26 protein-coding genes and 1 other RNA gene are annotated in these 24,214 nt (G+C 41.8%); 19 read left to right on the top strand and 8 right to left on the bottom strand.

Features of this window, described 5'->3' with window-relative positions; genetic code table 11:
* The first annotated feature begins 31 nt into the window (after positions 1-31).
* The 12 genes from A2621_00635 (at position 32) to A2621_00580 (ending at position 10,157) form a co-directional block, all read left to right on the top strand.
* Positions 32-625 (top strand): 16S rRNA (guanine(527)-N(7))-methyltransferase RsmG, encoded by a 594-nt coding sequence (locus A2621_00635; protein ID OFW90098.1) that lies wholly within the window; start codon positions 32-34, stop codon positions 623-625.
* A gap of 41 nt (positions 626-666) precedes the next feature.
* On the top strand, positions 667-1,443 hold the full coding sequence (locus tag A2621_00630; protein ID OFW90097.1) for a chromosome partitioning protein ParA: 777 nt from the start codon (positions 667-669) through the stop codon (positions 1,441-1,443).
* Positions 1,440-2,369, top strand: coding sequence for a hypothetical protein (locus A2621_00625; GenBank protein OFW89422.1), 930 nt, complete (start codon positions 1,440-1,442; stop codon positions 2,367-2,369). Before A2621_00630 ends, A2621_00625 begins: the two co-directional genes overlap by 4 nt.
* Positions 2,370-2,533: 164 nt before the next feature.
* Positions 2,534-3,217: a DNA polymerase III subunit epsilon gene (locus A2621_00620; GenBank protein OFW89421.1), complete on the top strand. Its 684-nt coding sequence runs from the start codon at positions 2,534-2,536 to the stop codon at positions 3,215-3,217.
* An 84-nt stretch (positions 3,218-3,301) separates the two neighbouring features.
* Positions 3,302-3,736 (top strand): hypothetical protein, encoded by a 435-nt coding sequence (locus tag A2621_00615; GenBank protein ID OFW89420.1) that lies wholly within the window; start codon positions 3,302-3,304, stop codon positions 3,734-3,736.
* Positions 3,737-3,798: 62 nt separating this feature from the next.
* Positions 3,799-4,140, top strand: a transfer-messenger RNA (tmRNA) gene (gene ssrA, locus A2621_00610).
* 19 nt (positions 4,141-4,159) lie between these two features.
* Complete coding sequence (locus A2621_00605; protein OFW89419.1) at positions 4,160-4,630, top strand: hypothetical protein; 471 nt, start codon at positions 4,160-4,162, stop codon at positions 4,628-4,630.
* Between the two features lie 25 nt (positions 4,631-4,655).
* Positions 4,656-6,410, top strand: a complete 1,755-nt coding sequence (locus A2621_00600) for an ABC transporter permease (protein OFW89418.1) — start codon at positions 4,656-4,658, stop codon at positions 6,408-6,410.
* A gap of 39 nt (positions 6,411-6,449) precedes the next feature.
* Positions 6,450-7,076: a hypothetical protein gene (locus A2621_00595; protein ID OFW90096.1), complete on the top strand. Its 627-nt coding sequence runs from the start codon at positions 6,450-6,452 to the stop codon at positions 7,074-7,076.
* Positions 7,077-8,339 carry a hypothetical protein gene (locus A2621_00590; protein OFW89417.1) on the top strand — a complete coding sequence of 421 codons (1,263 nt, stop codon included), beginning with the start codon at positions 7,077-7,079 and terminating at the stop codon, positions 8,337-8,339.
* A complete protein-coding gene (locus A2621_00585; GenBank protein OFW89416.1) occupies positions 8,332-9,303 on the top strand; it encodes a tetraacyldisaccharide 4'-kinase in 972 nt (323 codons plus the stop codon). Before A2621_00590 ends, A2621_00585 begins: the two co-directional genes overlap by 8 nt.
* Positions 9,300-10,157 carry a hypothetical protein gene (locus A2621_00580; GenBank protein OFW89415.1) on the top strand — a complete coding sequence of 286 codons (858 nt, stop codon included), beginning with the start codon at positions 9,300-9,302 and terminating at the stop codon, positions 10,155-10,157. Before A2621_00585 ends, A2621_00580 begins: the two co-directional genes overlap by 4 nt.
* Positions 10,158-10,171: 14 nt before the next feature.
* On the opposite strand, the gene A2621_00575 is transcribed toward A2621_00580, so the two are convergent.
* From A2621_00575 to A2621_00560, 4 genes are all read right to left on the bottom strand, one after another.
* Positions 10,172-11,071 (bottom strand): protease, encoded by a 900-nt coding sequence (locus tag A2621_00575; protein ID OFW89414.1) that lies wholly within the window; start codon positions 11,069-11,071, stop codon positions 10,172-10,174.
* A 95-nt stretch (positions 11,072-11,166) separates the two neighbouring features.
* Positions 11,167-11,421: a glutaredoxin 3 gene (locus A2621_00570; GenBank protein ID OFW90095.1), complete on the bottom strand. Its 255-nt coding sequence runs from the start codon at positions 11,419-11,421 to the stop codon at positions 11,167-11,169.
* Positions 11,422-11,508: 87 nt separating this feature from the next.
* A complete protein-coding gene (locus A2621_00565) occupies positions 11,509-12,228 on the bottom strand; it encodes a hypothetical protein (protein ID OFW89413.1) in 720 nt (239 codons plus the stop codon).
* Positions 12,225-13,493 (bottom strand): hypothetical protein, encoded by a 1,269-nt coding sequence (locus A2621_00560; GenBank protein ID OFW89412.1) that lies wholly within the window; start codon positions 13,491-13,493, stop codon positions 12,225-12,227. The genes A2621_00565 and A2621_00560 overlap by 4 nt, the downstream gene beginning before the upstream one ends.
* A gap of 72 nt (positions 13,494-13,565) precedes the next feature.
* On the opposite strand from A2621_00560, the gene A2621_00555 reads away from it, so the two are divergent.
* Positions 13,566-14,540 carry a hypothetical protein gene (locus tag A2621_00555; protein ID OFW89411.1) on the top strand — a complete coding sequence of 325 codons (975 nt, stop codon included), beginning with the start codon at positions 13,566-13,568 and terminating at the stop codon, positions 14,538-14,540.
* Positions 14,541-14,546: 6 nt separating this feature from the next.
* Here A2621_00555 and A2621_00550 read toward each other — a convergent pair whose 3' ends face one another.
* Complete coding sequence (locus tag A2621_00550; GenBank protein OFW89410.1) at positions 14,547-15,473, bottom strand: hypothetical protein; 927 nt, start codon at positions 15,471-15,473, stop codon at positions 14,547-14,549.
* 33 nt (positions 15,474-15,506) lie between these two features.
* Here A2621_00550 and A2621_00545 point away from each other — a divergent pair, with 33 nt between their 5' ends.
* Entirely contained in the window at positions 15,507-16,331 is an 825-nt protein-coding gene (locus tag A2621_00545; protein OFW89409.1) for a hypothetical protein, read from the top strand.
* 43 nt (positions 16,332-16,374) lie between these two features.
* Here the strand turns inward: A2621_00545 and A2621_00540 are convergent, their stop codons facing one another.
* Positions 16,375-16,812: a hypothetical protein gene (locus A2621_00540; protein OFW90094.1), complete on the bottom strand. Its 438-nt coding sequence runs from the start codon at positions 16,810-16,812 to the stop codon at positions 16,375-16,377.
* A gap of 665 nt (positions 16,813-17,477) precedes the next feature.
* On the bottom strand, positions 17,478-17,972 hold the full coding sequence (locus A2621_00535) for a hypothetical protein (GenBank protein OFW89408.1): 495 nt from the start codon (positions 17,970-17,972) through the stop codon (positions 17,478-17,480).
* A 248-nt stretch (positions 17,973-18,220) separates the two neighbouring features.
* On the opposite strand from A2621_00535, the gene A2621_00530 reads away from it, so the two are divergent.
* From A2621_00530 to A2621_00510, 5 genes are all read left to right on the top strand, one after another.
* Positions 18,221-18,841 carry a 30S ribosomal protein S4 gene (locus A2621_00530; GenBank protein OFW89407.1) on the top strand — a complete coding sequence of 207 codons (621 nt, stop codon included), beginning with the start codon at positions 18,221-18,223 and terminating at the stop codon, positions 18,839-18,841.
* 67 nt (positions 18,842-18,908) lie between these two features.
* Entirely contained in the window at positions 18,909-20,651 is a 1,743-nt protein-coding gene (locus A2621_00525; GenBank protein OFW89406.1) for an arginine--tRNA ligase, read from the top strand.
* A 104-nt stretch (positions 20,652-20,755) separates the two neighbouring features.
* Positions 20,756-21,037, top strand: a complete 282-nt coding sequence (locus A2621_00520; protein OFW89405.1) for an integration host factor subunit beta — start codon at positions 20,756-20,758, stop codon at positions 21,035-21,037.
* A gap of 114 nt (positions 21,038-21,151) precedes the next feature.
* Positions 21,152-21,355 carry a 30S ribosomal protein S21 gene (locus tag A2621_00515; protein ID OFW90093.1) on the top strand — a complete coding sequence of 68 codons (204 nt, stop codon included), beginning with the start codon at positions 21,152-21,154 and terminating at the stop codon, positions 21,353-21,355.
* A gap of 77 nt (positions 21,356-21,432) precedes the next feature.
* Positions 21,433-23,490 carry an ATP-dependent DNA helicase RecG gene (locus tag A2621_00510; protein OFW89404.1) on the top strand — a complete coding sequence of 686 codons (2,058 nt, stop codon included), beginning with the start codon at positions 21,433-21,435 and terminating at the stop codon, positions 23,488-23,490.
* Here A2621_00510 and A2621_00505 read toward each other — a convergent pair.
* Positions 23,458-24,192: a hypothetical protein gene (locus A2621_00505; GenBank protein OFW89403.1), complete on the bottom strand. Its 735-nt coding sequence runs from the start codon at positions 24,190-24,192 to the stop codon at positions 23,458-23,460. The genes A2621_00510 and A2621_00505 overlap by 33 nt on opposite strands.
* Positions 24,193-24,214: the final 22 nt, after the last annotated feature.

Here is a 24,214-nt window from a genome sequence, read left to right as displayed (position 1 = left end):
GACCCCTTGCCCGCCAGACATCCAAGAAAAAATAAAATCTATAGCGGGAGAAAGTGTTTCACGTGAAACTTTTTTAAAGTTGGAGACCTATCTTTCTTTTTTGGAAAAAGAAAACAAAAAATATAATTTGGTGGGGCCTGGAGAGATTGATCGCCTTTGGGATCGGCATGTGCTGGATAGTGCCCAACTTCTGCCTTTTGTGAAACAGGGGTCGTTGGGGTTTTTGGATGTGGGGTCTGGAGCAGGCTTTCCAGGGGTTGTCTTGAGCCTTTTGGGGGCTCAGGGAGGGTGTTTGGTAGAGGCCTCTCGCAAAAAGTGTTCTTTTTTAGAAAATGTTTCACGTGAAACCGGGGCAGAATTTTCCGTTTTGAATGTGCGCGTGGAGGAGTTGAGGGGAAGGGCCTTTGAGAAAATCGTGTCTCGAGCCTTGGCGCCCATTGGAACGTCGCTGGGGTGGACTCAAAAAATTTGCTCTCCCGCCACACAATGGATTTTTTTGAAGGGGAAAACGGTCGACGTAGAAATTGAGGAGGCTAGAAAGTCTTTTTCTTTCGATGTTGAGATGTACCCAAGTCTTACCAATCCCGAGGGACGAATCGTGCGCCTCCAAAATATATTTTTTTGAAAGAGCGTTGTTTTTTTTTGGACGGCGCGGTACAAAAAGATATGGGAAAAATAATTTCGATCGCGAATCAAAAAGGGGGGGTTGGAAAAACCACCACAGCTGTTAATTTGGCAACCGCTATGGCGGCGACCAAGAAGAAAGTTTTATTGATTGATCTTGACCCTCAAGGTAATGCGGGGACTGGGGTGGGATATAAAAAAAACCCAAATAATTTAGGTGTTTATGATGTCCTGCGTCGAGGAAGGCCCTTAGAAGAGTGCCTTCATCACACCCTTATTCCTGGTTTATTCTTGTTACCTTCCTCTGAAAGTTTACCGGGAGCAGAGGTAGAGTTGGTGTCAGAGAGTGAGCGAGAGCAGATCTTGAAAAAAGCGCTCCAATCTCATGAGTTTGATTTTGTTTATATTGATTGTCCTCCCGCTTTGGGGTTGCTGACCGTTAATTCTTTGGTGGCGTCCCAGGGTGTTTTGGTGCCTCTGCAGTGTGAGTATTATGCTTTAGAGGGATTAAGTCAGCTATTAAGAACCATAGAGATTGTTCAAAGAAGTCTTAACCCCCTCCTTGTTTTGGAGGGCGTGGTTTTAACTATGTTTGATAACAGAAATCGACTCAGCTTACAGGTGGCTCAAGATGTTCGGGAACATTTGGGAAATAAGGTTTATGAAACCGTTATCCCTAGAAATGTTCGCGTATCAGAGGCGCCTTCCTTCGGAAAGCCAGTCATGATTTACGATTTTAGGTGTGCGGGCGCGCAGGCATATATTCACTTGGCGTCCGAAATTTTGAAAAAAGAAGAAAAAGAAAGGGTTGTTGTATGAAAAAAAGAGGGCTGGGTCAGGGGCTATCTTCTTTGCTGGGATCAGAGGCATTGCCAAAAACTGGGCAAGAGGGCCTAAAAGAGGTTTATACAAGCCAAATGTTCCCTAGTCAAAACCAGCCCCGCCGTATTTTTGATGATGCAGAAATTGAGTCTCTGGGTCAGTCCATACAGCAAAATGGTGTTTTGCAGCCCATTTTGGTCAGAAAAACTGCAGACCAATCTTATGAGATTGTGGCAGGAGAGCGTCGATGGAGAGCTGCAAAGAAGATTGGTCTTGATCGGTTGCCCGTGCTTGTTCGAGACATGTCAGATGAAGAGGTTATGATTGTTGCTTTGGTAGAAAATCTTCAACGAGAGAACCTGAACCCTTTGGAAGAGGCGTATGGATATGATCGAATTCTGAAAAAGAAGGAGATTACTCAAGAGGAGCTCTCAGGTCTTGTGGGGAAAAGTCGTTCTCATGTCGCTAATGTGTGTCGGTTGTTGCAGTTACCCTTAAGCGTTCAAAAACTAATAGAGACCGGAGAGTTGTCTTCCGGACATGCGCGGGTTTTAGTTGGTGTTGAGGGGGCAGAAGAGTTGGCGGTGATTCTGGTGCAAAAAAAGATGAGCGTCCGTCAAACAGAAAAGTTTATTCAAAGATTGAAAAAGGGCGGAGAAGGGATAGATAACATTGAGCCGGTTGGAATAACAAAAAGAAAAGAAAGTCCTTTGTCTCGTCAACGCCAGGACATCAAAGAAGAGAGCTCTCTTTCCTTAGAAGAAAGAGATGAAATTGGGCGGATCGAGAAATTTCTTTCTGAGCGCATCGGGTATCGTGTGGGCATTCATGTGAACGAAGATTCTACAGATGTCGTTTTTCATTTGTCTTCTCGGGAAAGTTTGGATGATTTATTGGCAAAATTGAATACCATAACGCCTTAAAAGAGGGGTGTGCATAAGTCCTCTCTTTTTTTTTCACATGGAACAAAAAACAAAAATATTTTTATAAACTGGCGGATTTCCTAAGGAAATAAAAATAGTTCTACTTTTGTCTTTAAAGGATGTGTGGATAACTTTGTGATTAATTCTTGTTTGAAAGAGAGAACATGAGAGAGATTATTTTAGATACAGAAACCACTGGATTAGATCCTTTTTCTGGTCATCGATTGGTGGAAATAGGGTGTCTTGAGATCATGAACTGTATCCCAACAGGGGCTTTTTTTCATGCGTACATAAATCCTGAGCGCGAAGTTCCTGTTGAAGCAACAAAGGTTCATGGGTTAACACAAGAATTTCTAAAGGACTTTCCTCTTTTTAGCTCTCTTCATGAAAAGTTTTTGGATTTTATTCGAGACACTCCCTTGGTCATTCATAATGCTGAGTTTGATTTAAAATTTCTTAACTTTGAGCTCAATAAGGCTTTGGTTCCCTCTCTTACAAACCCTGTTGTGGATACTTTAAAGGTTGCCCGAGGTCTCTTTCCTGGGTCCCCGGCGAGTCTCGATGCTTTGTGTCGGCGGTTTAAGGTGGATACTAGTAATCGAAGACTTCACGGGGCTCTTGTTGATTGTGAGTTGTTAGCGTCCGTTTATCTTGAGCTTTGTGGGGGTCGTCAACGTGGGCTTGGGTTGGTAAAAGAAAAAAAGGAAGAAAAAGCCGCTTCTTCTCTTGTCGTTTCCTCCGATCTCGCTTTTCATTATCAGAATCGTCCGTTCCGAGCCCCGCGAGACTTCCCCGCCTCTCAAGACGAGCAAGAGCAGCACACTGTTTTTGTCAAGACAAAACTATAAAAATTTGACAGTAGTTTCTAATAGGAAAGATTGAATATTGAGGTAGAATGGACGATAGTAAGCTGGAAAAATTTAGGAGGAATGATGCCCGAACATAGACACACAAAGAAACGATTGGTTGTTTTGGCGAATCATCGGCGAGCACGATTCGTTTTGTCCAAAGGGGTTAAGATTCATGAGACCGTTTTATGTTTGTCCAATCGAGCAGAAGAACACATCTTGCCCCTTTCTCATCATCGACGGGGCCATGACAAGGGGCTAGCGGATTCTCACTTTTTCCCGCCTCACACTCAATTTAAAGAAATAGAAAAAGAAGCCTTTGCCCATGAAATTTCTAAAAAAGTGGTTAAATATCTTCCAGAGGGGGGAGAAATTATTTTAGTTTGTGAGCCGAAAATGTTAGGTCTTTTAAAAAAAGAATTAGATCCTTATAAATCAGTTAAAATTTATAAAACACTATCTTTGGATCAAATAGATATCGAAGACGCTGCTCTTGAAGAAAAGCTGTTAGAGGCCTGAAGGAGGAATGAACGCTCCACAAGGGAAGCCTCGTGGGGTTAGGACGCATATAAAAACACAAAATCCTTTAAAAATTAGAAAAAAAGTCTTATATTACCAGGTGATAGCTTTGGCTATCTATGGCAATAAACGGCTTATGTAATAAATGAAGCGGACCCGGGGGCAGTTCCCGGCACCTCCACCACTTGCTGGTAGACTCGTTTTAGGGGGGTGACCTAGGATCGACGCGCGTCTAAAGATAAGTTTTTTGCTCGGCATTGTACCACCGTTATCGGGCTGTTTGTTATAAATGCAAACAAAAACAAAAAAGTGCGTGTAGCTGCTAACCGCAACTCTCGCATTGCAATCGCTGCCTAATTTAGGTAAGCGCGGTTTGGGGGCACCGGGCAACAGAAGCCCCCGCTTTATTTTAAAGGTGACTGAATGTCTTACTTAAATTACGAACAAATGATCGATGCGGCGTTGTTGTCTGTTGTGCGAGATGCTTTGCGCCAAATTGAAAAAGAAGGGTTAAAGGGAGATCACCATTTCTATTTAAGCTTTCTCACCCAATATCCGGGAGTGGGATTGCCTGAAGATATTCGTCAAGCGTATCCTGAAGAAATTACCGTTGTGTTGCAACATGAATTCTGGAACCTAAAGGTAGAATCAGACAAAATTTCTGTGGATGTAAAATTTGATGATCGTGTGGAGACCGTAGAAGTGCCTTTTCAGGCTGTTTCACACGTCAGCGATCCGGCTGTGAATTTTGAGCTTGAGTTTAACCCCAAGATTGGCAATGTGCGCCATTTCCAGTTTGGAGAGTCAACCCCTGATCAAAAACAGAGCACTATACCCACTGATAATAAACCCTCTGGAACTGTGGTTTCGTTGGATCATTTCCGAAAAAAATAACCTTATCCTTTAGGTCGAGAGACCCATGAAAACAGACACAAGTTATAGACTTTTAAAACGACTCTGGGTTTCATATATCCGGTCTTATCGCTATAAAATCTTGCTAGCCGTATTGGTTATGGGGCTTTCAGCGGCGTCCACAGCTGGGTTAGCGAAGATGATGGAATCCATCATTGATGATGTCTTTAAATCAGAAAATATCCACATGTTAAAAGTAGTTGGGATTTTTGTTTTGGGGTTATTTATCATAAAAGGTGTCGCCGCCTATGCAGAATCTCTTTTAATGAATTTTGTGGGACAGAGAATTATCTCTAATATCCAAAAAGATCTTTTTGCCCATCTCGTCCATGCAGATCTCAGCTATTTCCATTCTCAATCAACTGGGGTTCTGATCTCGCGCTGTACCAACGACGTCAATCTTATGAAGGGAGCGGTCTCAAATACCATCACCAGTTTTGGGAAAGACATTCTGACCGTTGTTTTTTTGGTGGCATTAATGTTTTACCAAGATTTTTTCCTGGCTGCTCTTTCTTTTTTTGTGTTTCCAGTGGCCGTTCTTCCCATCGCTAGAATCGGGAAACGCATGAGAAAAGTTTCCATCTCCACCCAAAAGGAAACGGGATTTTTTCTGTCTCTATTGAAAGAGATTTTTCAAGGGGCTCGACTGGTCAAAGCCTATGGAATGGAAGCCTATGAGATTGGTCGTGCTAATAAAACGATCGAAGACTTGTTTCGTTTATCCATTAAATCAAACCGCATTAAATCTTTGGGGTCTCCCATTATGGAAACCCTTGGAGGCATTGCCATTGTGGTGGTGATCTCATATGGTGGCTATCAGGTTATTTCAGGACACAATACGGCAGGGGCCTTCTTCTCTTTTATTTCTGCCCTACTCCTTGCCTATGAACCCATGAAAAGATTGGTAAATTTGAATGCAACCTTACAAGAAGGATTAGCTGCAACTCAGCGTATTTTTTCAGTGTTAGATCAAAAACCAAAGATTCAAGACTGTGCGGAGAAAAAAGCAGAAAAAGGACACATTAAAAATGGAGACATTGTTTTTAGCAACGTTTCTTTTTCTTATGATACCGGAAAAGAGGTTCTAAAAAATGTATCTCTAACCATTAAACAGGGAGAACAAGTGGCCTTGGTGGGCCAAAGTGGAGCCGGAAAATCAACCTTGATGAATCTGCTTCTCAGATTTTATGAACCAAGCCATGGCAGTATTTTAATTGATGGCCGTGCCATTGATAAAATGACATTTAAAGCCTTACGAGAAGGCATGGCGCTTGTTAGTCAAGAGATCATTCTGTTTGATGATACAGTTAAGGCCAATATTCTCTATGGTCGCAAGAATGCCTCTATGGAGGAGGTTATTATTGCCGCAAAGAAAGCCGCCGCTCACCACTTTATTCAGGCCCTGCCTAAAGGGTATGATACTTCTATCGGAGAATCTGGGGTGAGGCTCTCAGGAGGACAACGTCAACGCCTTTCCATTGCTCGCGCTATTTTAAAAGATGCACCGATTCTTCTTTTGGATGAAGCCACGTCATCCTTAGATACAGAATCAGAACATCAAGTCCAAAAAGCCTTAGATCGCCTCATGAAAGGACGCACGAGCGTCATTATTGCCCATCGTCTTTCTACGGTGCGTCAAGCAGACAAAATTTTTGTTTTAGAAAAGGGAAAGATTGTGGAATCCGGAACACATGACCATCTTCTTAAGAAAAAAGACTCTGTTTATGCCGGACTATGTCAGTGGCAATTGGCAGGATCATAATTGATAAAGCGTGGTTTAAAATCAAATTTAGCCCAAGACATGATCGCTTTTCTAGCATCCCTTTATATGCGCTTCGTGTTTTGGACAAGCTGCTGGGCACGATTTAGATTCGACATTCCCCTGGCCTATCTTCAGAACCAAAAACCATTCATTACTTGTTTTTGGCATTCTCGACTTCTTCTTTTACCCTATGCTTGGCCAGGGAAGAAAAACACTTTTTTTATGTTGATTTCTGCGCACAAAGATGGCCGAATTATTAGTAAAACAGTGAAACATTTTGGTATTGAAACAATCGCTGGATCCACCCAAAGAGGGGGAATGGGAGCTTTGAGAGAAATGGTCCGATTAAGCAAACAAGGGAAAACAGTGGGCATTACACCAGATGGGCCGAGGGGTCCTCGATTTCAAGTCAGTGAAGGCGCGGTAATGGCAGCTTATTTTTCTAAAGCAGATTTAATTCCGGTAACCTATTCTGTGAAACATCATAAAGTATTACAAACATGGGATCATTTCTTTTTACCCTCTCCTTTTTCTCGGGGGATCGTTATGTGGGGCGAGCCCATTGCGTATCCAAAAACAAAAGATCAAATTGTCGACGTCAGAAAAAAATTAAAAATGGCCCTTGATAATTTAAACCAAAAAGCAGATGCACAAGTGAATCGTTAAATGTTTTACTTTTTTTATCTCTCTCTTGCCTTTTTAAGTTTTCCTTTTTTGAAAGGATGGATGGCTTATCGGCTTTCAAAGGGAAAAGAAGATCCCTGCCGAGTGGGGGAGCGATATGGGCAATCCTTAAAAAGGCGTCCGAAGGGAAAAGTCTACTGGTTTCATGGCGCCAGTATCGGAGAGTGTCTCAGTTTTTTTCCAGTGTTGAATTATTTTGAAAAACACCATCCTACCTATTCCTTTTTAATCACCAGTGGGACACGCGCCTCCGCAGATCTCTTAGAAAAAAGACTTTCTAAAAAATGTATTCATCAGTATGTGCCCCTAGATCACCCTCTGTTTGTAAATCGGTTTCTGTCCCATTGGAAACCTGATGCTTGTTTTTGGACAGAATCTGATTTTTGGCCTAATCTGATCATCAAGGCTTCCCGCTCTTTCCCGCTCTTTCTCTTGAATGGACGGCTTTCTCTCAGGAGTGCCCGAAGATGGTCGATCTTGACGCCCTTGATTGTGCAAGTATTAAAAGCTTTTTCTGTTATTTTTCCGCAAAGTTTTGATGATTTTAAAAGATTTAAAAGCTTAGGAATTTCTCATCTAAAAATGGTAGGAAATTTAAAATACGAAGGAGAAAAGCTAAGGATTTCTTTAGACAAAGTCCACGAGCTACAAAAGGAGATTCGAAAGAGGCCTTTGTGGATTGCCTCCAATACGCATGAAGGGGAAGAAAAAATTGTTTTAGACGTTCATAAAAAACTACAAGAAACAATCAGCCAGAATTTGCTTCTTATTTTAATTCCAAGACATCCCCATCGATGGACATCGGTTGAAGATCTCGTTCATGATTATGGATATTCTTATATAAAGAGATCGGAGGGAAAAAAAATAACAGACTCAGTTGATGTCTTTGTTGTTGATACATTGGGAGAACTTGGCGTTTTTTACAGTCTTTCAAACTTTGTTTTTATGGGAGGTTCCTTATTGCCTGGTATTGGGGGGCACAATGTTTTAGAGCCTGCCCGATTGGGAGTCCTTCCTGTGTTTGGTCCTTATATGGAAAATAATAAAGGGATGGCTGATTTGTTACTGACAAACAAAGCTGCGATCCAAGTGAAAACACCTAAACAATTGGAAAAGACAATATTTGATCTTCTAAAGGATCGAGAAGGCACAAGAAAACAAGCTCGGAATGCGGCGGAGATTTTAAAAAATGTAAATATTCTCCAACCTATTTTAATCGAAATAAAAAAATACTTACATGATTAGGCCCCCTCAATTTTGGGAGAACCCCCTTCCTTTTTACTGGAGGCCATGGGCCTGGGTAAGTATGATCTATGGATGGGTGATTCAGCACCGATTAAAAAACATCGTACCCACGAAAGTTCCTGTTCCGGTGATTTGTGTGGGCAACTTAACCTTGGGGGGAACAGGGAAAACCCCTGTCTCTCTTTTTCTGGCAACTTATTTTCTGAAAAAAGGAAAGAAAGTCGGGTTTTTAACACGAGGATATAAAGGAAAATCAAGGGGACCTCTTCGGGTGAATACACACCATACAGCTAAAGAAGTGGGAGATGAACCCCTTTTATTGGCACGTGTGGCGCCTACCTGGGTGGCGCGAGATCGAGTTTTGGGGGCAAGAGAAATGGTTAGAAAAGGAATTGATATCATCATTATGGATGATGGACATCAAAATCCTTTTCTATATAAAGATGTGAGTTTAGTCGTTGTGGATGGGGTTCAAGGATTTGGGAATAAAGAAGTCTTTCCTTTGGGACCTCTTCGTGAGCCCTTACATTTTGGGTTATCTCGAGCAGAGGGTGTGGTGATCGTTCGTTCTCCTTCGCATGCCTTAAAAAAAGATTTGGTCGCTTACGAAGGCATTGTGACTGAAGCAAACATCATTATTAAGAAAGATTCCCTTCCTTTTCGAAAGGTGATGGCTTTTTGTGGTATCGGAAATCCTGATAAATTTTTCACGTCTTTAGAAGAGGCCGGCATAGAAATTGTAGAGAGAAAATCTTTCCCCGATCACTACCGGTACAGAGGCTCTGATTTAAAATCTCTCAAAAAAATGGCCCTTTCTCACCACGTTGATTTAGTGACAACGGAGAAAGATTGGGTTCGTCTTAGTAAACAAGATCAGAAAGATATACTTCCTGTGCCCCTAACCTTAAAATGGAAAGAGTGGGCAAAGATGGAAAAATTAATAACACAGAAGATTCCTAAATGATGAAATGGATGCGAAAATTTTTGTGGGACCCTTTTGAATTTTTGCCGGTTCTCCTTAGTTATGGCATTTTTAAAATCTTGCCGGTTCGATTGTCTTCAGCCATAGGTGGGACTTTGGCGTGCTTGGTTGGACCCTGGTTGCCGGTTCATAAAATTGGTCAAAGAAATATCGCTCAAGCTTTTCCCAGGAAATCGACAGAGGAACGCGAGGCTCTTCTACAAGGAGCGTGGGAAAATCTCGGTCGTGTCATGGGAGAATTTCCTCATTTAAAAACAATTGCACGGTCTTTTGTTGAAATTGTGGATCGTTGTGGCATTAATGAGAGTCAAAAAAAAGATGTCCCCGTTGTTTTTTTCTCAGCTCACATGGCTAATTGGGAAGTTCCTCATGTGGTTTTAACGGTGAAGCATCTCAGCATCAGCCTGTTGTCACGCCCTCCTAATAATTGGCTCACACGAAAGTTTTTTGAGTGGGTGCGCCATGATCCTTTGGTCTCCATTATTTTAAAAGGAAGTGAAGGGTCAAAAGATTTATTGCGTGTTTTTCAAGCAAAAGGAAACTTAGGAATTTTATTGGATCAGCGCCTTTCTGAAGGTGAGAAGCTCTCGTTCTTTGGGCAGGAGGCTTATACACCCACAGGGCCGGCACGGCTAGCAGAAAAATTCAATGCTCTCATAATCCCTGTTCAAGTGGAACGCCTTAAAACCATCCATTTCCGCATCACGTATCATTTTCCTTTAAAAGTAGAAAAAGATTCCCTTAAAACTTCCTTAAAGATTAATCAAATCTTTGAGGAATGGATTAAAGAAAAGCCCGACCAATGGTTATGGTTCCATAATCGCTGGAAGATTTAAGAAACAGCTCTTAATTAATCTAAGTTTTTAGCGGCAAAAATGGTTTCTCGCAACTGATGCCCAATATCTTGAACACTTTTGGGGCTATGGTTCATAAAAATAGTATTGGTCTTAGAAGACCCTCCCACCTCACGCAACATGTCCAGATATTGAATAACCAAAACCATTTCCATAATTTCTGCACTTTTTAATTTGGGGGATGTTTTTTGTAAGTCTTCAACAGACTGACCGAGCCCTTCGATGATAGCTTGTCGCTGACCAGCAACGCCTTTACCATGCAGAATACTAGCTTCAGCTTCTCCCTCGGCTTGCTTTACGCGCATGATTTTTTCAGCTTCAGCTTTTTCTTGGGCAGCTTCGCGCAGACGTTGAGCCGTATTGATCTCATTCATGGCATTTTTAACATTTTGGTCTGGTTGAATGTCGGTAACTAACGTTTTGAGAATATCGTATCCAAGCCCAGCCATGGTCTCGTGCAACTCTTTTTTCACATCAATGGCAATTTCATCTTTTTTGGAAAACAAATCATCCAAAGGAATGTTTGGTACTTTTGCCCGAACGACGTCAAAAATAAAAGCCTGGATCTGATGAATAGGGTTTTCTAAGCGATAATAGGCTTCAAAAACTTTATCGGGGATGACATGGTATTGCACTGAAACCATGATGTTCACAAACACATTGTCCTGGGTTTTGGTTTCAATGTGTACATCAAATTGTTGGATGCGGAGGTTCACATGGGCAACCACCTGATCAACGAAAGGAACGCGAAGATTTAGACCTGGCATAGCCAGCCTCTTAAAACGACCGAGACGTTCCACCACAGCTATTTTCTGTTGTTGAACGATAAAAATACTACTAAAAATCAAAATCAATCCAAAAAAGATCAACAAAAAAACAGAAACAATAAAAAACATGATGGTACTACCTTACTGAAGGGAGTCTAAGGAGTCCTCTTTCTTTTGTCAAGAAGAGGTCAGGTAAGTCCCTATAGGGCAAAGAGATCGCGATTTTATTTTAAAAGAAAGTCCAGCTTTCCTGAGGCTTCTAAAGCATGTAAATCATCACAACCCCCGATGGGTTGGTCATCAATAAAAATTTGAGGAACAGTTCGTCTCCCTTCGGCTTTTTTCATCATTTCATCTCGTAAGGCTTGATTGTGTGTCACATCAATTTCTTCGTAAGAAACTTTTTTAAGATCTAAAAGGCGCTTTGCTTTGACGCAATAAGGACAATAGTCAGTGGTATAAATAACGACTTTTCTCATGGGCATACCTTATACTTATGGAAAGATGCTTTTTTATATCACACTCAATTGACCAAAAAAATGGAAATCCGAAAAGAGATGTCTTTTCTATTCCCCTGTTTTTACGCGAGCCACACAGAGAACGGTTACTTCTTTTGCTCCTGCTTTGAGAAGAGTGTTGGCGCAGGCATTCAAGGTTGCCCCTGTGGTCATGACATCGTCTACTAAAACAATGGATTTATCTTTAATCTTGAGGGGGTGTGAGACTTTAAAACAGTGAGCTACATTGCTTATTCTTTCTTCCAGAGAGAGGCCTCCCTGAGACGGTGTATGACGGATCTTTTTTAAGACATTAAGGCTGACTGGTTTATGAGAGATTTTGTGTAAATGCTGGGCTAAAAGGGCGGACTGATTAAAACCACGGCTATAAAGTCGTCGCCAGTGTAATGGCACAGGGACAATCAGGTCTGCGGCATTGACCAGCTCTTTTCCCGCCTGCCACAGACCTTGTGCCAAGAAAGGGGCGAGATGAAGAGCGCTTCCATGCTTAAGAGATAAGATCATTTTTTTTGAGAGATCATCGTAAACATAAACAGAGCGTGTGGCCGAAAAAGAGGGAGGAGACATAAGGCAAGTGCCACACTTTAAAAAAGAGGTGTCTTCTTCAAGATCTGATGTTCCAAATGGAAGGCTGCATTGTGCACAAAAGGGGGTAGAAATAAAATTCAATTGTTGCCAGCAAGAAGAACAGACTGTGTTTTTTTCAGGTACAATCTTCCGACATACTGGACAGAGGGGAGGGAAGACAAGATTCAAGAGTGCTCTCATTTTTTTTCGGGAATTTCCACGCGAACAAGAGTGATTTGATTTTCTTCTCGACGAATGACTGTAAATGTTAACCCATAAAAATAAAATCGTTGCCCTACTTCAGGGATAGATCGGCTTTCATGGATCAGGAGACCTCCTAGGGTAGAGGTTTCTTCATCTGGAAGTTCCAGATCAAATTGTTTGTTGATGTCGCGGAGAGTCACAATCCCTTCCATCAAATAGGCCCCATCTTTTGTGGAGCGAATGTTCACATTCTTGATGTCATGTTCGTCATCAATCTCTCCTACAATTTCTTCTAAAATATCTTCGAGGGTAACAATGCCTGAAAAAGATCCATATTCATCAATCACGATGGCTAAATGGATTCGTTTAGAACGAAAAGTATGCATTTGCTGCAAAAGAGGCGTTGTTTCTGGGATGAACCAAGGTTTCATAAAGGTGTTTTTAAGATCAAATTCTTCTTTTTTTCTGGATTGGGTTTTCAAATATTCATTGAGAAAAGTTTTCACATTTAAAATTCCCTGAATGTTTTCAGGAGAATGCTTCCAAACAGGAAGACGTGTATAGGGGCTCTTTAAAATTTGATCATGAATGAGTTGCAGGGGTTGATCCATATCAATCATTTCCACATCAGATCGGTGTACCATGATTTCTTCCACCGTTAAGGAGGCCAAATCTAAAACACTATGGAGCATATGTGTTTCATTCTTAAGACGTTCTTTGCCATGGAGATCGATGGCACTTCGCAACTCTTCTACGGCGGAAGGCCAAGATTCTGTACGAGAAATACTCATTCCCATGAGAGAAAGCGTTTTTTCCGAAATAATCTGAACTACATACATCAGGGGGCTCAAAATGACCACACACTTTTGAATTAACCACGCAATCGCTAAAGATAAAGTTTCTGGATAGGTGATGGCATACATTTTCGGGAGGACTTCTAGAAACACAATTACCACAAACGTTAAAATAATGGTGCAGACGATAACCCCTGTGTCATCAAATAGCTGCATAAATACGGCGGTAATAAGAGAAGTTCCGAGAATATCCATAACATTTTTTCCAATAAGGATGGAACCCACAGCGCTGTTCATTTGTTTTGATAGGGCTTCTACGCGCTTGGCTTTTGCATTTCCTCGTTTGGCTAAACGATGAATGCGAGGTCTGGAAAAAGCAGTCAAAGCTGTTTCAGCGGCAGCGAAAAAAGAGGAGGTTAAAAATAGCAAAACAGCTATCGAAGAAGAAACCCAGAGCAGAAAAGTCATTTTATTGTACTTTTTTATTCATAAAAAACGATGTTTTCAGTATACTCAGCCGAAAATAGAAAGAGAAGTTAAATGTTAAATGTTTCAGTAATAGGTTTGGGTGCTTGGGGATCTGCTTTAGGTGTGACAGCCCATCGAGCAGGATCTTCTGTGACCATGATTGGTTTGCCATCTGAAGTGCAACATGTACAAAAAACAGGCAGCATCGTCGCCTTCCCAGATAACCCCTTTCCTTCAGACATTCGGATTGATTCTGCTCATTCTTCTTTGGAGACCGCAGATATTGTTGTGTGTGCGGTTCCTGCCCAGTTATTGCGCACCTGTTTAGAAAGTTTGCCAAATTTTCCCTCCAAAACTCCCCTCGTCATTGCTTCAAAGGGTATTGAACAGTCGACTGGGTATTTGATGGGACAAGTCGCAGAAGAAGTTTTGGTTAATCCCATTGCTATTTTATCTGGTCCTAATTTTGCTTCAGAGATTATGAGGAACAAACCTGCTGCTACCACGATTGGATGTACTAACCCGTCAATTGGCCATAGAATTAGCCAAGCATTAGCGCATAAAAATTTTCGACCCTACTTAAATACAGATGTGATTGGGGTGCAGATTGGGGGGGCTGTGAAAAATGTGTTGGCCATCGCTTGTGGCATTGCACGTGCCAGAGGGTTGGGAGAAAATGCAGTGGCTTCTTTGGTTACACGAGGAATTCATGAAATGAGGTTATTTGGGGCGGTCAAGGGCGGTAGAGAATCCACATTTCTAGGTTTATCCGGAGTCGGAGATGTCATGCTTACTTGCATGGGAGCTCAATCTAGAAATTCTAAATTTGGATTTGACTTGGCCCAACAAGATTCTGTTAACATCGAAAGTTTGAATCATATAACAGTGGAAGGATTTTATACAGCAGAAGCTTTACAAACTATCATTCAAGAACTAAATCTTCCCATGCCTCTTTGTACGATGGTGTACCAAATCTTGTACAAAAACGTTAAGATCGATCAGGCGATTGAAGATCTTTTAAATCGTCCCTTAAGGGGGGAAGGATAAAGAGATTTATCCCATTACGGTTGAGATGGCTTTCTGAACTTCCCCAACTTTGATGTCGTTCATGACATTTTCTCCTTTTTTAAGGCGGTGGAAAATGACCTCCTGAGATTCAGGCAAAGAAATAAAAGTTGTATTTTTACCCCAGGGCCCATAAATACAAGAAGGGCTAGGACCAAAAAGACCAACCGTTGGTGTGTCTGAGGCGGCAGCCAAATGCATCAGCCCTGAATCATTGCCAACAAATAGCTTACAGAGAGAAAGGCACGCAGAGAGAGTTGGCAAGGAGGGTTTTCCCATTAAATCAAGAATTTCTGTCTCTCGAAACGTTTGAAACAAAAGCGCTACCCGTTGTTTTTGATCAGCTGTGCCTAAAACAATAATTTTTGCGTTAGGAAATTTTTTGTCTTTTAAAAGAAGCTTGCCCAGTTCAATAAAAGAGGCAAGCGGCCAGCACTTTTTATCCCAATTTGCTGTGGGAGAAAAAGCGATATAGGTAGGCCCCTTTGGTAAAAAGTGTTCCGCCTCTTTTTTGTTTTTGGCGGTCATCCAAATTTTATTGAGAGGGGTTTTTGAAAGCCCAAACCATTTTGCAAGTTGGTGAACTCGTAGGGTTTGGGTGGAGCGGGGATACCAAATTTTACGATGACGTGCAAAAAGAGCGTAGGAAAGTCCTGTGCCACGCACATCGACGACCAAATGCCAGGTTTTAAATACACATCTTATCCATAGGCATACCCAATGAAGGGAAAGAGGTTTTTTTCGGATGATATATGTTTCCACACGATTTGGGAGAGCGTCGAACAAGGGGGCTGGAGCTGATCCACAGGCAATATAAAATTTCGCTTGAGGATATTTTTTTTGGAGGCTTTCTAAAATACCAGTTGAGAGAATAGCGTCTCCGAGATAAGTTGAAGTAATGAATAAAATACGCATCACGCCATCATACAGAATCGCCGAGCATCGTCAATGTGGATCATTTTAGATTATCGTTCCGTTTTAGAAATAAAAGGGGCAGACAAACTTTCTTTCTTGCAAGGACTTATCACGCAAGACGTGACGAAGCTCACGCCTGAGAGACCTCTTTATAGTCTTTTTTTAACAAACACAGGACGGTTTTTCTGTGATTTTTTCGTCGTATTAAAGGGGGATTCTGTTTTTTTAACCCCGGGAATTGGCTGGTTAGAGAGCCTCCAAAAAAAATTGTTTTTTTATAAACTCCGCAGCGATGTGCAGCTCTCTTCTCGTACAGATTGGATCGTTGCAGTTGCCTTGCAAAAAAAACCAGTTGTTCCACAAAAGGGGATCGTCTTTCAAGATCCCCGCAGAGAGGAGTTGGGAATGGTATTTGTAGGGCCTCAAGAGGAACTAATAAAAGTCACCCACGATCAACAACCTTATGAGGCGCATCGATTAGCTCTAGGAATTCCTGAAGGCCCCTTGGACTTAGAATCAGAAAAAAGCATTCCATTGGAAAACTGGATGGATGAGTTAATGGCCATCAGTTGGGATAAGGGATGCTTTTTAGGACAAGAATTAACGGCACGGACTAAACATGTGGGAACAGTTCGAAAAAAACTGCTCTCTTTTTTATCCCCCGAACCTCTTTCTCGAAAAGATTTGCTTTTTCATCCCAGCGGGACAGAGATCGGTAGAGTTGTTAGTTTATACCAAGGAGAAAAGGAAGGGTTTGCTTTGGTTAATACGGAAGAGATGCCAAAGGATAAAAAAGTCTTTACCGAGCAAAAAACAATTACGGTAAATTTGAAGTACCCCATTTTTGGAAAAATTTAACATAAATTTCGGGTTTCTTGCCATTCTTTCCTATCCAAGTTTTTTACATGTGGGGTAAGCAAATAGTTGACCAATAGTTGATCGAATCTCTGATTTGTTCCCGAAATTCTTTAAAATCAAAAGATTTTTTAATATATCCGCTGGCAAAGTTTTTGTAGGATTCGAGCATATCTTTTTTGTTAATGCTGCTTGAGAGAATAATAATAGGAATATCTTGTAAGGATCGATCCCTTTTAATTGTACGCAACACAGATAGCCCATTTAACCGGGGCAAACTAAGGTCCATGAAAATCACATCTGGCCTTGGAAACCTATTGGCACCCGTTTTATTTTTTAAAAAATTAAGAATTTGTTCCCCATTGTGGAAAATATGGATGCTGGCTGATTTGTGAGAATCCGAGATGGCTTCTCTAATAAGCATTTCATCTGAGGGATCATCTTCTACCAATGCAATTCGAAGAGGAGAGGTGCGCGTTGCCATGATCGTGGCATCTTTTTGTAAATCAGAAGGTTCTTCATATCCATCATAAAAATAATTAACAGAGACGCCTAGAATTTCAGATAACTCGAAAAGAATACCAGCCGAAACACGCGTGGTTCCCAATTCGTATTTTTGTATTTGTTGATGGGATACCTTCAGTTTTCGTGCCAGGTCTATTAAAATCCATTCCAATTTTTGCCGCCGTTCACGAATGCGTGCGCCAATAAAAACATCAACAGGATGCGGCTCTGGAACTGTATTTTTTTTCATAATCTTTCCTCCGTACTTCCCTCTTTAATTATAGAACAAATATAGAACAAACTATCAAATAGACCTAAATCATTCAACACCTTTGTTTATTTCTAGAAAAAGAGTAAATTCAGTTTTCGTTAAAGAGGGCATAAAGCCCCTATTTGAAGGAAGACCGGGCACTGTCCCGCTGAGGCTTGCTTGCCGTCTTTCCTGGTTTTTTTGAGATATAAAAGCCATTTACCCGTGTCTCCTGACTGTGAACCTAATCTCAATAGAACGGTTAACAAAGTTTAAAAAAACTCTTTTTTCTAATTATTCAGTTATTCTAAGGAAGGATGGGGTTATTGTGGGGGAAGGAAAAAAGCATACAGCCGCAGGTTTTTAAGCCCACGGCCGCAATTTAAGAATATTATTTAAGAATTCGAAGCTAGAATGGCAACACGATTTTGAGCCCATGCTTCTTCGGATGATCCAGCAACAATAGGATCATCTTTTCCTTTGCTAATAACAGTAATACGATTAGGGCTTACTCCTTGAGCAACGAGATAGTCCCGCGCTGCTGCTGCACGTCGTTCGCCGAGCCCAATGTTGTATTCCCTTGTGCCGCGTTCGTCACAGTGTCCTGTCATTGTGATATTAGCATCTGGGTGAGACATCATCCATGCAGCCTGTCCTTTTAGCGTTTTTTTGTCGCTTGCAGTTAAGTCATAACGATCGTACGCAAAAAATGTGCGGTCGGACACCAATATGCGACCATCCTTGTCAGTTAATACACCATTTTGGCTGAGTCGATCCCGGCAGTCATTATAAGTTTTATCGTTCATACTAGAAGAGTCGCATCCTTCTTTGAAACACTTACAAGACGCAAGCAGAAGGATAAGAGAAAGAGCAGACAAAGCTTTATACATAATTTTACCTCTATTAAAATACTTATTTGATACGAGTATAGGACAAAAAAAATGAAGTGTAAAGATTGAGGAATGGGTTCACTTCAGGGCCACCCTCAAAACTGATAGATGGTGAGAAAACTTAACCAGAAACCCTAATAAATATTTGACATTTTTCTAGAATTGGGTTAGACATAGCCGTTCGTTTAAGAAGCAGCATTGAACGATGTATGGATTTCTTTAATTTAGATTTTTAGGAACAGATTAGAATGAGTAAGCGTTTAGAGACAAAATATAAGATAAACCGTCGGTTGGGGTTGAACTTGTGGGGAAGACCTAAAAGCCCTGTTAATGTGCGCACCTATGGGCCAGGTCAACACGGTCAAATGGGTCGTAAAAAGAAGCCAACGGATTATGGAGTTCAGCTAACTGCTAAGCAAAAATTAAAAGGCTATTATGGCAACATTGGCGAAAAACAGTTCCGCCGTCTTTTCGAAAAGGCAGCTTCTGCGCGAGGAGATACAGGCGAGAACTTAATTGGATTGCTAGAGCGTCGTTTGGATGCTGTTGTGTATCGTCTGGGGTTTGTCCCAACGGTGTTTGCGGCTCGTCAGTTTGTGAGTCATGGCCATATTCGTGTAAATGGTCGCCGTATTAATATCCCTTCCTATCATGTACAAGAGGGGGATGTGGTTGAGCTTAAAGAAAAGTCTCGTGAGATTCCGATGGTTCTTGAATCCCTTAAAGCGGGAGAACGAGAAGTTCCAACTTATATCGAATCAGACTCCAAGGGGATGAAAGGAAAGTTCCTTCGAGTTCCTACCCTTGCAGATGTTCCGTACCCCGTTCAAATGGAGCCTAATTTGGTTATCGAGTTTTATTCTCGATAATCAGATTAATAATCTAGGGGATGAGAGATAGAGAATTTCTGGTCTATCCGCTGATGATTGATAAGCAATGGTTTCAATAGAAACGCAATTAACACAAAAAGTCTATTCCGCTTTTCAAGCTTTGGGGTTTCAAGACCAACGAGCTGCAGCAACTGTGAAAGCTTCCGACAGACCTGATTTATCTGATTATCAGTGTAACGCGGCCTTATCTATTGGGAAAAAGATTGGTCAAAATCCTCAAGAAATCGCTATCGATCTTCAAAAACACCTCTCAGGTGCCTTGCCGGATGTCAAAATATTTGTGGCAGGGCCTGGGTTTTTAAATTTTAAGTTATCAGATCAATTTTTAAGGAACGCTCTTAAAAGATCTTCTAAGATTCCAAAGGTTCCTTTGGAAACGGTAATTTTTGATTATGGAGGTCCGAATGTAGCCAAGCCTCTGCATGTGGGGCATTTAAGGTCCGGTATTATTGGGGAGTGTTTGAAGCGTCTTTATCGCTATAAAGGCCATCCCGTTATTGCTGACATTCATTTGGGGGATTGGGGTACGCAGATGGGAATGCTTATCATTGCCTTAAAGCATAAACACCCTGACTTACCCTACTTTGACTCTTCGTTTCAGGGGCCTTATCCTGAAAAATCTCCGGTCTCCTTAGAGGGTCTTCAAGAAATTTACCCTGAGATTTCGGCTGCTTGCGCGGCTAATGAGTCTTTAGCAGCTGAGGCGCGAGAGGCGACTTACGAATTGCAACAGGGCCGTCCTGGATACAGAGCGCTATGGCAGCACTTTGTGACCATTTCTATGGAAGATATGAAGAAAAACTTTGGTCGATTAGGAGTTTCCTTTGACCAATGGTTTGGAGAAAGTCGGTATCAACAAAGAATCCCAGAGTTAATACAATCTTTTGAAAGGAAGGGGGTTGTCCAAGAAAGCCAAGGTGCTCTGGTTATCTCCCTGGTGGAAGAAGAGGATAAAAAAGAAATGCCACCCCTCATTTTAAAGAAATCAGACGGGGGATTTTTGTACTCAACCACTGACTTGGCAACTTTGGATGAGCGCGTCCACACATTTAAAGCCGATCACATTATTTATGTGGTGGATGGTCGGCAAAGCCTTCATTTCGAACAGGTTTTCCGTGCTGCCAAAAAATTAGGATATACTGTCAAAACAGATTTTATTGGGTTCGGTACGATGAATGGTGCTGACAATAAACCTTTCAAAACCCGTTTAGGGGGGACGATGCGGTTGGAAGATTTGATAGACAGTCTTAAAGAAGAAGCCCTCAGAAAAATGTCTGAAACGAGCGAGAAGGATAATTTTTCAGAAGATGAACGGGAAGAAATTGCAGAAAAAATAGGTATTGCCGCCCTTAAATTTGCAGATTTACAGCATAATCCTGTTCAGAACTACCAATTTGATTTAAAAAAATTTATGAGTTTTGAAGGGAAAACAGGCCCTTATCTTCTTTATGCGTTGGTGCGCGTTATGTCTATTTTGGAAAAATCAGATATTAAAACGCCGAGCCTTAAAGGAGAGGTTCTTTTATCTCAAGAGCGAGACACCTTGTTAAAAACCCTGCAAGCCGAAGAGGTCATTGATCGGGCGTATAAAAACTTATCTCCTCATATTCTCTGTGATTATGCTTTTGAGTTGGCTCAAACTTTCAGCCGTTTTTACCAAGCTTGCCCCATTTTGCACGAGGAAGATAAGACCAAAAAAGAAACGCGATTATTCTTGTGTGAGCAAGTGTCAAAAACGCTTAATACAATATTGAATCTTTTAGGTATTATGCCTGTTTCTAAGATGTAGTAAGAACTTAATAAATAATTCAATAAAAAAATCCAATTTGTTGACATACAAAAAAAACAAGATCATTATGAGAAAATCATAACAAGCAGAAAAGGGAGTATAGCATGACTAGATCAGAACTTGCAGTGAGACTAACAGAAAGAATGCCACATTCTTCTCCGCGGGAAATCGAGAAAATCGTAGCGGTAATTTTCGAAGAGATTTCCCATGCCCTTGAAAAAGGAAAACGGGTAGAACTTCGTGGTTTTGGGGCCTTTTCTGTGAAGAAGAGAAAAGAGCGCGTCGGGATTGATCCGAGGGATGGAAGTTCCATTCATGTAGATTCGCGCCATGTGCCTTCTTTCCGGCCAGGAAAGCCATTATTGCAAAACCTAAATAATCTCTAATAAAGTTTTAGAAGCCTGAGGATATTCATTTCTCTTCAGGCTTTCGTTTTATTTGAAATTTTCATCAAAGATCGCTATATATAGAGCACACTAACCAGAAAGGAAGTGATTTTTTTGCGAGTTATTGTTCATGAAAACAATTTAGAACAAGCTATGCGTGTTCTGAAGAAGAAACTTCAACGCGAAGGTGTTTTCCGTGAGATGAAAATGCGCCGTAGTTTTGAAAAGCCTTCAGAACGCCGGGTGCGGGAGAAAGCGGAGGCAGGCCGCCGTTTTCGAAAGCTTCTGAGAAAGCGCATGGAACGCGAAGGATTCTAAACGAGAAACCCGCCGAACGGCGGGTTTCTTATTTCTGGGGCTTGTTATTCTGTGAGAACACTTTTACAAATAGAGAAATGCGTCCTTTAATTTTATCTCCCTTATTTGCCTCCGTAGAAGGTCTTCCTTTTGTGGGAGTAAAAACCGCCAGTCGATTGCAAAAATTTGGCACGCCTCGGATTCTAGATCTTTTATGGTCCTTTCCTACCCATTTAGAAACAAGAGTATTTTATGAGACCCTTACCCATGCTCCCTCTAAAGGGCTCGTCTCTTGTGAAGTAAGGGTGGTCGCCCATATGACGCCTCAAAGACGGCAGCAGCCGTACCGTGTCCTATGTGACCAAAACAATCAGATGTTATCTCTTGTCTTTTTTCATGCCCAGAAACCCTACCTTCAGCAGGCACTTCCTGTGGGAGAATCTCGGTTGATTTGTGGGGTATTGGATCGGACGGCGGCAGGTCTTCAGATCATTCATCCGGACTATATGGGGGATAAAAAAGCGCGATCAGAGTGGGAAGGCATGTTTCCCATTTATAGCTTAACGGCGGGTATCTCTCAAAACAGTTATCGGAAAATTCTAAAGGGTGCCCTCAGCCGATTGCCGGATTTACCGGAGTGGTTACCTGATTCTGTTTTGACCAAGCATCAATGGCCTGCTTGGAAAGACGCAATGCTCAGAGGCCATCATCCCACCGAAGAGAGCGATGTGCTGCCCAGTGCGCCACATCGTGAACGGTTGGCATTTGATGAGTTGTTGGCTTATCAGATTAGCCTTTCCTTATTTCGCAAGACCTACCTCAAGAAACCAGGGCAAGTGTTTGAGGGAACAAAGAAACTAGCCTCAAAAGTATACCAAGGGTTGCCTTTCCAGCTGACCCATGATCAAGAAGAGGTGTTAAAAACTCTTTCTGCGGAATTAAAAAATTCCACTGCCATGATGCGTCTTTTACAAGGAGATGTGGGAAGTGGGAAAACAATCGTTGCCTTGTTGGCTATGCTCCAAGTGGTGGAATCAGGGGGGCAGTGCGCTTTATTGGTACCCACAGAAATTTTGGCGCAGCAGCATTATGAAACGCTTCGTTCTTTTTTAAAGGGCACAGGGGTTACTTTGGGATTATTTTTAGGAAGAGCTCCCAAAAAAGAAAAAGAATCTTTGCGTCATGACCTAGAGACGGGCGCCATTCAGATTGCCATTGGGACCCATACCCTTCTTGAGGAGGAAATGGTTTTTCATCGCTTGGGGTTTGTGGTGATTGATGAGCAGCATCGATTTGGGGTTGCGCAGCGTCAGCGCCTTATCAACAAAGGAGAAGGGGTGAATGTCCTTGTTATGTCAGCCACACCCATCCCCCGCTCTTTGGCTTTGACGCTTTACGGTGATTTGGATATTTCTCTTTTAAAGGAAAAGCCCAAAAATAGACTGCCCATTCAGACGAAGGTTCTGTCCTTAGAGCGTCTTAGAGACGTGCATGAAGCTCTGAAGAGAGCGGTCTCAGAAGGACAAAAGATTTATTGGGTCTGCCCCTTAATTGAAGAATCAGAGGCGTTAGACTTGGGCCATACCAAAGCACGTCTGGAAATTTTAAAAGGGTTGTTGGGGGCAGACAAAGTGTCATGGATTCATGGACGTATGTCTGCGGAAGAAAAAGAAAAAGCGATCCAAGATTTCAAAAATGGACCCAGTTCCGTTTTGGTGTCCACCACGGTGATCGAAGTCGGCATCCACATTCCGGAAGCTACCATCATGATCATTGAGCATGCGGAGAGGTTTGGATTGGCACAACTGCATCAGCTCAGAGGTCGGGTAGGACGAGGGAATCAATCGTCCACCTGTCTCTTGCTTTATGGGAAACAACTCTCTGCCATTGGCAAAAAACGGTTAGCAATCATGCGGGCCACAGATGATGGATTCCTAATTGCCGAGGAAGATTTAAGATTACGGGGAGTGGGAGATCTTTTAGGAACGAAACAAAGTGGGGTGCCTGATTTTAAAATCGCCTCGCTTGAAACCCAGGGGCATTTACTGCAGGAGGCTTATTTTTTAGCGCGGGAGATGGTGGCACAACAAAAAGATGAAATTGATACAAATCCTGCTTTGAAGTTACTGATAAGCCTGTTTCAAAGACGGTCTTAATTTCTCTATGCTTTTTTGAAAGTCAGGGTGGGATAGGCAATCGTTTGCAAAAAACTCTCTCAACCGAATATGATGGGTCTGTCCTTGAATATCGCGAACAGTTACCCAATAACGGCGGGTTTTTTGAAAAGCCTTTAGGAGACTTTCTACTTCTATCCATAAAAACTTATCTTTTTCCAAGTACGATGGAGGTTTTCCCTGAATTCTTGCCTCTTCTCGTTTGCGGTATAGGTCTCTTTGACTTAAAAATTCAGTTTTAGGCAAAAGGCGGAGAACATAATATACATCGCGATGGGAAGTCGTTTCTTTGTATAATACGATGGTGGATAAAAGATGTTGGCGCGTTAAATAAAATGCTCCTGCACTTTCTTCCATCAATTCTCGTTTCAAATTGTCAAAGACAGAAGTGCCATCCAATTCTAAACGACCACCAAGGTCACAATATTGACCTGCCTTTGAGGAAGTACCTGCCTTATCCTCACGGCCAAGAAGCATGTACAGTTTTCCATTCTTTTCGTAGAACAGGAGCGTTCCCACCGTTCCTTTTCGAGCAGGCACAGAAAAAAGTTTTTTGGAAGACAGAACAGAAGTTATCTCTAAATTTGGTTCAACAACACTTATCTGAACCAGAGGAAATGATGGGTTAGGAGATAAAAAAAGAAAAAGCGCTGTTAGGCATCCCCATAGTTTGGATAAACTCATGATTCACTCCATTCGACAGACC

Source organism: Alphaproteobacteria bacterium RIFCSPHIGHO2_01_FULL_41_14 (assembly GCA_001767855.1).
Lineage (GTDB): Bacteria > Pseudomonadota > Alphaproteobacteria > UBA7879 > UBA5542 > 2-01-FULL-41-14.
This window is presented reverse-complemented; position numbering and strand designations above follow the sequence as displayed.